Source organism: Curtobacterium pusillum, from assembly GCF_013359865.1.
Taxonomy (GTDB): Bacteria; Actinomycetota; Actinomycetes; order Actinomycetales; family Microbacteriaceae; genus Curtobacterium; species Curtobacterium pusillum.
Genome location: NZ_JABMCE010000031.1, coordinates 1 through 7,588 on the forward strand (window position 1 = coordinate 1; position 7,588 = coordinate 7,588).

Sequence of the window (7,588 nt, forward strand, 5' to 3'; positions counted from 1 at the left end):
CGCCGGAGCCGGCCTCGGCGGCACGGCCGCCACGACGCCCTGCACCGGAGGACCCGGAGGCCGAGCCGGTGCGCGGGGCCTGCACCGCGCCTCCCGTCCGACCGCCGCGACCACGGCGACGACCGCCGCCCGCGCTGTCGGACTCGTTCGTCCGTTGCTTCGGCTGGCGCTGCTGCTGCGCGGGCTGCTCCGGGGCGACGTGGCGGATCGGAGCGACGTCGCCGACGAGCGCGGTGACCGCGGGCGAGGTCGAGGTGACCTGCTGCGGCGTGACCTTGATCGCTGCTGCCCGCATCATCTGCGCGACGTCCCGACGCTCGGCCGGCATCGTCACGGTGACGACGTCGCCCGACGACCCCGCACGGGCGGTACGGCCCGAACGGTGCAGGTACGCCTTGTGCTCGGTCGGCGGGTCGACGTGCACGACGAGTTCGACGTGGTCGACGTGCACGCCACGGGCTGCGACGTCGGTGGCGACGAGGACGAGCGCCTCGCCGGACGAGAACTTCGCGAGGTTCCGCTCACGGGCGCCCTGCGACAGGTTGCCCTGCAGGTCCACCGCGGGGATGCCCGAACTGGTGAGCTGCTTCGCCAGGCGCTTGGCGTGGTGCTTCGTGCGCATGAACAGGATGCGGCGACCGGTGCCGCTCGCGAGCGTCCGGACGAGGTCCTTCTTCGCGTCGGCGTCGGCGACCTCGAACAGGTGGTGGGTCATCGCCTCGACCGGGCTGGTCTCGTCGTCGATCGAGTGCATCACCGGGTTGTGCAGGAACTTCTTGACGAGCTTGTCCACGCCGTTGTCGAGCGTGGCGGAGAACAGCAGGCGCTGCCCCTTCTCGGGCGTGGCCTGCATGATCTTGGTCACGCCGGGGAGGAAGCCCATGTCGGCCATGTGGTCGGCCTCGTCGAGCACGGTGACCTCGATGTCGCCGAGGTTCACGTGCCCCTGCTGCATGAGGTCGGCGAGGCGACCCGGGCAGGCGACGACGACGTCGACCCCGCCGCGCAGGGCGTCGACCTGGCGGCCCTGGCCGACGCCGCCGAAGACGGTCGTGGTGTTCAGGCCCATCGCCTTGGCCAGGGGAGCGAGGGTCGCGTCGATCTGCGTCGCGAGTTCACGGGTGGGGGCGAGCACCAGGGCGCGGGGGCGACCGGCGCGGCGCTTGCGACCGCTGGCGGCGAGGCGGGCGGCCAGGGGGATCGCGAACGCGATCGTCTTGCCGGAGCCGGTGCGGCCACGGCCGAGGACGTCCTTGCCCTTGAGCGAGTCGGGGAGCGTGTCCGCCTGGATCGGGAACGCGGTCTCCTTGCCCTGGTCGGCGAGGACGGTGACCATCGGCGCGGGCACGCCCAGGTCGGAGAAACGGAGGTCATTGGTGGTCATGGTGACCTTTCGAGCCGGTGTCACCGGCTGTGGGCGCGCTCTGAGGCAGCGCGCGGGCGGGATGCGCGCCAACGGATGTGGCTGGCGCAGTCGCCGCAGCAGAGAAGCCTGGCACCTTCGGGCGGTGCTCGATCATCGACCGGTTGACGGTCGGGAGTTCGGGGCGTCCGTACGACGCACGAGGCGATCGGCGCCTCGAGTACGTCCATCATAGCGTGCGAGGATTCCGGCGTGCGAGTGCGGACCGGGACGCTGACCGTCGCGATGGCCGTGGTGGCGGGAGTCGGGCTCTCCGGCTGTGCGGTGGCGTCGGGCTCCGGCTCCGGCTCCGGCCCGGTCGGCGCGTCGTCGGCGGCTCGGACGAACCTGCCGACCTCCGGGATCCCGGACTACCAGCTCGGTGGCGCGTACGCACCGCCGGCCGGCGTGACCATCGTCGAGCGGGACAGCACCGAGCGCCCCGCTTCGGGCACGTACTCGATCTGTTACGTCAACGGCTTCCAGACCCAGCCCGGCGCCGCCGGCGCGTGGCTCGACGACCACCCGTCGGCGGTCCTGCGCGACGACGACGGGAAGCCCGTGTCCGACCCGGGTTGGCCGGACGAGATGCTCCTCGACACGAGCACCGCGAGCGCACGCGCGCAGATCGTCGCCGTCCTGACGGTGTCCGTCGCCCGGTGCGCAGCGCGGGGCTTCGAGGCGGTGGAGTTCGACAACCTCGACTCGTGGACGCGGTCCGACGGAGCACTCACGCGGGCGGACAACCTCGCGCTCGCCCGGTCGCTCGTCGACGCGGGGCACGACCACGGGCTCGCCGTCGGGCAGAAGAACACCCCGCAGCTCGGGGTCTCCGGACGGAAGTCGACCGGGTTCGACTTCGTCGTCGCCGAGGAGTGCGTGGAGTACCGGGAGTGCTCGGCCTACACGAAGGCGTACGGGGAGCACGTCATCGACATCGAGTACTCGGACACCATCGGCCGTCCGTGGTCGTCGGTGTGCGCGGACGACGACCGCCCGGCGATGACGATCCTGCGCGACCGGGAGCTCGTGACGCCCTCGGACGACGACCACGTGTTCGAGCACTGCTGACGCGCGGGTCGCGGCGACAGGTCACACCGGGGACGAGCACGGCACGACCCAACCCCGGCGCGTCAGGCGGGCCAGACCTCGCGCAGCGCAGCCGCCGCCTGGTCGGCGGACAGACCGGCCTCGCGCGCCGCCGACGCCAGGGCGCGGGCCGCCTCGGTGACCTGCGCCGGGACCTCGGCCGGCCGGACGACCCGGGTGCCGGCACCGCGCGCGGTCTGCACCAGTCCGGCCTCCTCGAGGAGCTGGTAGGCCCTCGCCACCGTCCCCGCCGCGAGGCCCAGTTCGTCCGCGAGTCCTCGGACGCTCGGCAGGCGCTCCCCGTCCACGAGGTAACCGGCACTGATCTGCGCGGCGATCTGCGACCGCACCTGCTCGAACGGGGGGACACGCCCTCCGGCGTCGATCGCGACGAGACCCGACATGTGCTCCACCCTAGAAGTCGTACTGCTCGCCGACGGGGATCGGGACCGCGACCGTGTTGCCCGGAGGGGCGAGCGGGCACGCCCATGCCGGGTCGTACGCGCACGACGGGTTGTACGCGAAGTTGAAGTCGAGGACGATCTCGCCGTCGTCGCCGCCGAGGTCGGCGCCCTTGATCGTGTCGACGAGGTAGCGGCCGCCGCCGTACGTCCCCCGGGCCTTGCCGGCGCTGGCGTCCTTGACGGGGATGAACACGCCGCCCGCGTAGCCGCGGTGCGACCACACGTCGAGCGATCCGATACCGGCCAGGGTCACGACGCCGAGGCGGTCGAAGTGCACGATGCCGTCGGTGCCCGTCTCGACGTCCATCGCGAGGGCCTCGGCGGGCTCGATGCGGGCCCGGAAGCGCCACGACGGGTCGTAGTCCGGCACAGGCAGCGACTCGAAGTCCCGGGCGTCCTCGTCGAGGAGCGGACTCGCTGGGTGCTCGCCGAACATCGCGTCGCGGGTCTCGCGCCACATCGCGTGCGCGGTCTCGGGATCGCTCGTCGCCCGGACTCGGCGGTAGAGGTCGAACGTCATCCGCCGCCAGTCCACGGTGGCGAGCGTGCTGTGCACGCGGTCCTCGGTTGCCGGCTCTTGCGTCTGGCTCACGGTGCGAGCGTACGCCCGGTCCGTCGACGAGCACCAGGGCGTGGCGGCCGTGGCGGGAGGGACGGTGTGCGTCCGCCTCAGGCCGCGGCTCGTCGAGGGCGGCGCCAGCCGGGCGCGAGTGCGCGCATCCGGATCGAGCGCCACTGCCAGACGACCCACATCCCCGGCCACAGCAGGACGCCGAGCACCGCGGGCCGTGTCCGGTAGCTGAGCTGGTCGAGCAGCAGGGTCCTGCCGTCCGCGGTCGGCCGGACGGCCATCCGGTGCCGCATGCTCATCCGTCCGAAGAGCCCGGACGTCCCACCGCCGTCGTCTCGCTGTACGGGGACGCCGTCGACCTCGTACCGGGAGAGGTCGACGTGGGTGTCCCCGGCCGGCAGTACCCCGAACGCGCTCGCCGTGATCGGGTGCGGTTCGCCGGGGACCCAGCGGACCGGGAACCCCCGCGGATCCCGCGACCGGTACACGAGGAACGGCTTCGTCACGGCCACCATCACCGCCGGGGACAGCAGCGCGTCGCGCACGGCTTCCACCGGCGCGTCGAGGGTGATCCGGAGGCCGACGTGCACGGCTCGGACGTTACTCGGGCCCGTTGGGAACGGCGAGGTCAGGCGTGCCGGGCGGAACGGCGGCGAGAGCCCTCGGCGCGGTCGTGCCGACGAAGGCGCTCGGCGAGCGACAGCCGGACGGTCGGCCACTCCGACGCGATGATCGAGAACACCACGGTGTCGCGCAGGGTGCCGTCGCGGCCGATCGCGTGGTTCCGGAGCACGCCGTCCTGCTTCGCCCCGAGTGCGGCGATGGCGGCGCGGGACTGCGCGTTGTGCCAGTGCGTGCGGAACTCGACCGCGATGCACCCCCAGACGTCGAACGCGTGCGAGAGCATGAGCAGCTTCGCCTCGGTGTTGATGCCCGAACGCTGAGCGGACCGCGAGAGGAACGTCGCACCGATCTCGACCCGGCGGTTCCCGGTGTCGGGGTTCAGGAACGTCGTCGATCCGACCACCCGCCCGGTCGGACGGTCCCGCACCGCGAACGGCACCATCCGACCCGCTTCGTGCTCGGCGACGCGACGGTCGATCTCGTCGTCGACCTGCGCCGGAGCGGGGATCGAGGTGTACCAGGTGCGCCAGAGGTCACCGTCCGCGACCGCCGCCCGGAGGTCGTCCGCGTGCTCGGCTCCGAGGGGTTCGAGCGTCACGCGGTCGCCGGTCAGGGTGGGTGCGGGGGCGATCTCCATGGCATGGAATCCTACGGTCGCCGACCCTGGCGAACTCCTGACGCGGGGCCGCCTGTGGAAAAAGGGACAGGCGCATCGCGGCGGCTATCGTGGCTCGGGTGGCAGCACGCACGCAGCAGCAGCAGTACCAGGTCCGCTTCGCATGGGGGACCGGTGGCGCGGCGCGCATCGCCCCGGGCACCCACCTGCTCGTCTGGATCGACGTCCTCCCGGCCGGCCCGGCGCGCGACGACCGTGAGCGCGGGCGAGCACTGCGCTCCCTCGCCGCGCAGCTGCCGGACGGTCCGGAGGTCGTGCTCGGCCACCTCGGCAACGCGCAGGCCGTCGCGGGACGCGTGACGCGCCTCCAGGCCGAACGCGGTGACCGCTGCGTCGTCGCGATCGTCGCCGCCGGACGCCACCACGCACCGGGCGACGACGCGGCGGAGGCCGCGGGCGAAGCCGCCGACGTGCCGGACGCACCGGACTTCGCGGTCGAGGACCTCCTCGCCGCCGGAGCAGTCGTCGACGCCCTCGCCGAGGTCGGCATCGACAACACGTCGCCCGAGGCGGCGGCCGCCTGCGCCGCGTACACGGGACTGCGGCGGGCGGTGAAGCACCTCGTGAGCGCCTCCGAAGCGGCCGCCGCCCTGGACCCCGTCGACGTGCGGGCGGCGCTCGCCGCGGACGGCGAGCTCGTCACCCTGCGGGAATCGGGTTCCCGCGCGTAGCGTTCGCGTCGACATCCGGTACCGCATCGAGCGAAGGAGCGTGCCATGAAGGCAGTCGTCGGAGACACCGTGATCGCGGAGGCGCCGCAGGAGGACCTCATCCAGATCGAGGGCAACTGGTACTTCCCGCCGTCGAGCGTCAAGTCCGAGCTGTTCACCGAGAGCCCGACCCAGTACCACTGCCCGTGGAAGGGCGACACGCAGTACTACACCGTGAACGTCGACGGGCAGGCGCTGCAGGACAACGCCTGGTCGTACCCCACGCCGATCCCCTCGTCGTTCGACCGGGTGGGCAAGGACTACTCCGGCTACGTGGCGTTCTGGAAGAACGTGCGCGTCGTCGAGTAGGCGCGGCGCGGCGCCGCCCGCGCCGCCCGCGCCGCCCGCGCCGCCCGCTCAGCCGGCCAGCGTGAGCGCGATGAGCGCGACGTTGAGCGCGACGATCACCAGCGCGATGACCCCCGCGACCACGCGGGTAGCCATCGCGTTGACGTCGGCGCCCATCACGCTGCGTCGCGACGTGTAGACCACGAGCGGCACGATCGCGAACGCGATCCCGAAGCTCAGCACGACCTGGCTGACGACGAGGAGCATCGTCGCGTCGGCGTTCACCGCGAGCAGGACGATCGCCGGCACGAGCGTCACCAGGCGCCGGACGACGAGCGGGATCCGCACGTGCAGCAGTCCCTTCATGATCTCGGCGCCCGCCATGCACCCGACCGACGTCGAGGCCAACCCGGACGCGAGCAGACCGACGGCGAACAGCACGCCCACGACCGGCCCGACCTGCTCGGCGATGGCCCGCTGCGCGCCCGGGATCGAGTCCGTCCCCGCGACGCCGGGCAGTGTCGCGGCGGCGAGCACGAGCATGCAGATGTTCACGCCGCCCGCCACGACGAGTGCCAGGGCGACGTCCCACCGCGTGGCGACGAGCACCCGACGGCGCTCCGGGCCCGCGGGGACGTCGCCGTGCCGGTCCCGGGCGAGGGCGGAGTGCAGGTACACGGCGTGCGGCATCACGGTCGCGCCGAGCATGGAGGCCGCGAGCATCACCGACTCGGACCCCTCGAAGCGCGGTGCGAGCCCGGCGACGAGCTCGCCCGGCGACACCCGGGCGAACAGCAGGCCCGCGCAGAAGCCGATCGTGAGGATCGCGAGCATCGCGGTGACCACGGCCTCGAACGTCCGGGTGCCGTGGCGGCTCTGCAGCGCGAGGATCGCCATCGACACCACGCCCGTGATGACCCCGCCGGCGACCAGGGGCAGTCCGAACAGCAGGTGCAGGGCGAGCGCGCCGCCGATCACCTCGGCGACGTCCGTCGCAGCCGCCACGATCTCCGCCTGCGCCCAGAACAGCAGTCGGGGCGTGCGTCGCATCCGCAGGCCGAGGTGCTCCGGCAGGGACTTGCCGGTGACGACGCCGAGCTTCGCGGAGAGGTACTGCACGACGACCGCGCTCGCGTTCGCGGCGACGAGGACCCAGAGCAGCAGGTAGCCGTACTTCGCCCCCGCCGTCAGGTTCGCTGCGACGTTGCCGGGGTCGACGTAGGCGATCGCGGCGACGAACGCGGGTCCGAGCAGCGTGAGCCCCGCGGCCCGGCGGCGCGGGGGTCCGGCGGGTGCTGCCGGCTCGCGGAGGCGCGCTGCTGTCTCGGTCATGCCGTCCAGCATGCCAGAGGATTCGGCGTACCGAATCCTTGTTTTCGGAACGAGTTCAGGCGGTCGCGCGCCGGGCTCGGTGGGCGCGTACCTTCGCACGGTTCCCGCATCGCTGCATCGAACACCAGCGACGGGTTCCGCCACGGGAGGAGTCGTAGAACACGAGTCCGCAGTCCTCGGCGGAGCAGCGGCTCAGCCGGGTGGGTTGCCCGTCGGCCGCGACGTCGTCGAAGCCGACCTCGGTGAACAGCGCGACCGCGTCCCGTGCGACGCTCGAGAGCGCCTGAGCGAGCCGCACGCGGTTGGCGCCGGCCCGGCGGCGGCCACCCGGGAGGCTCGGGGGCACGTCCGGCAGGGCGGCGAACAGGTTGACGGTGTCGATGTCGTCGGGCGCGGGGCGCGTGCGGCCGGTCCCGGCGCGCAGGCCCGCCG

The 7,588-nt window shown here is 72.9% G+C and carries 10 protein-coding genes; 3 read left to right on the forward strand and 7 right to left on the reverse strand.

The features are described 5' to 3' along the window. The coding region (locus HP507_RS00650; protein WP_175349953.1) for a DEAD/DEAH box helicase at positions 1–1,384 on the reverse strand (1,384 nt) is incomplete at its 3' end. A gap of 231 nt (positions 1,385–1,615) precedes the next feature. Here HP507_RS00650 and HP507_RS00655 point away from each other — a divergent pair. After that, on the forward strand, positions 1,616–2,473 hold the full coding sequence (locus HP507_RS00655) for an endo alpha-1,4 polygalactosaminidase (protein ID WP_271207364.1): 858 nt from the start codon (positions 1,616–1,618) through the stop codon (positions 2,471–2,473). Between the two features lie 62 nt (positions 2,474–2,535). Here the strand turns inward: HP507_RS00655 and HP507_RS18070 are convergent, their stop codons facing one another. The 4 genes from HP507_RS18070 to HP507_RS00675 form a co-directional block, all read right to left on the reverse strand. After that, on the reverse strand, positions 2,536–2,895 hold the full coding sequence (locus tag HP507_RS18070; protein ID WP_175349954.1) for a GntR family transcriptional regulator: 360 nt from the start codon (positions 2,893–2,895) through the stop codon (positions 2,536–2,538). Between the two features lie 10 nt (positions 2,896–2,905). Continuing rightward, positions 2,906–3,475, reverse strand: a complete 570-nt coding sequence (locus HP507_RS00665) for a DUF1684 domain-containing protein (RefSeq protein WP_175349962.1) — start codon at positions 3,473–3,475, stop codon at positions 2,906–2,908. Between the two features lie 149 nt (positions 3,476–3,624). After that, entirely contained in the window at positions 3,625–4,116 is a 492-nt protein-coding gene (locus tag HP507_RS00670) for a hypothetical protein (protein WP_175349955.1), read from the reverse strand. Positions 4,117–4,154: 38 nt separating this feature from the next. After that, positions 4,155–4,787 carry a GNAT family N-acetyltransferase gene (locus HP507_RS00675; RefSeq protein ID WP_175349956.1) on the reverse strand — a complete coding sequence of 211 codons (633 nt, stop codon included), beginning with the start codon at positions 4,785–4,787 and terminating at the stop codon, positions 4,155–4,157. A gap of 98 nt (positions 4,788–4,885) precedes the next feature. Between HP507_RS00675 and HP507_RS00680 the strand changes: the two genes are divergently transcribed. Both HP507_RS00680 and HP507_RS00685 read left to right on the forward strand, forming a co-directional pair. Next, positions 4,886–5,497, forward strand: a complete 612-nt coding sequence (locus tag HP507_RS00680) for a 2-phosphosulfolactate phosphatase (protein WP_175349957.1) — start codon at positions 4,886–4,888, stop codon at positions 5,495–5,497. A gap of 45 nt (positions 5,498–5,542) precedes the next feature. Next, positions 5,543–5,845 carry a DUF427 domain-containing protein gene (locus HP507_RS00685; RefSeq protein WP_175349958.1) on the forward strand — a complete coding sequence of 101 codons (303 nt, stop codon included), beginning with the start codon at positions 5,543–5,545 and terminating at the stop codon, positions 5,843–5,845. 48 nt (positions 5,846–5,893) lie between these two features. On the opposite strand, the gene HP507_RS00690 is transcribed toward HP507_RS00685, so the two are convergent. Both HP507_RS00690 and HP507_RS00695 read right to left on the reverse strand, forming a co-directional pair. Beyond that, positions 5,894–7,156: an Nramp family divalent metal transporter gene (locus HP507_RS00690; RefSeq protein WP_175349959.1), complete on the reverse strand. Its 1,263-nt coding sequence runs from the start codon at positions 7,154–7,156 to the stop codon at positions 5,894–5,896. Between the two features lie 55 nt (positions 7,157–7,211). Further along, on the reverse strand, positions 7,212–7,588 hold a 377-nt coding region (locus HP507_RS00695), incomplete at its 5' end, for a CGNR zinc finger domain-containing protein (protein ID WP_175349960.1).

Coding starts and splice junctions, on each gene's coding strand:
- HP507_RS00675 (WP_175349956.1), bottom strand. CDS start 4,787: ATGGAGATCGCCCCCGCACCCACCCTGACCGGCGACCGCGTGACGCTC.
- HP507_RS00665 (WP_175349962.1), bottom strand. CDS start 3,475: ATGACGTTCGACCTCTACCGCCGAGTCCGGGCGACGAGCGATCCCGAG.
- HP507_RS00690 (WP_175349959.1), bottom strand. CDS start 7,156: ATGACCGAGACAGCAGCGCGCCTCCGCGAGCCGGCAGCACCCGCCGGA.
- HP507_RS00685 (WP_175349958.1), top strand. CDS start 5,543: ATGAAGGCAGTCGTCGGAGACACCGTGATCGCGGAGGCGCCGCAGGAG.
- HP507_RS18070 (WP_175349954.1), bottom strand. CDS start 2,895: ATGTCGGGTCTCGTCGCGATCGACGCCGGAGGGCGTGTCCCCCCGTTC.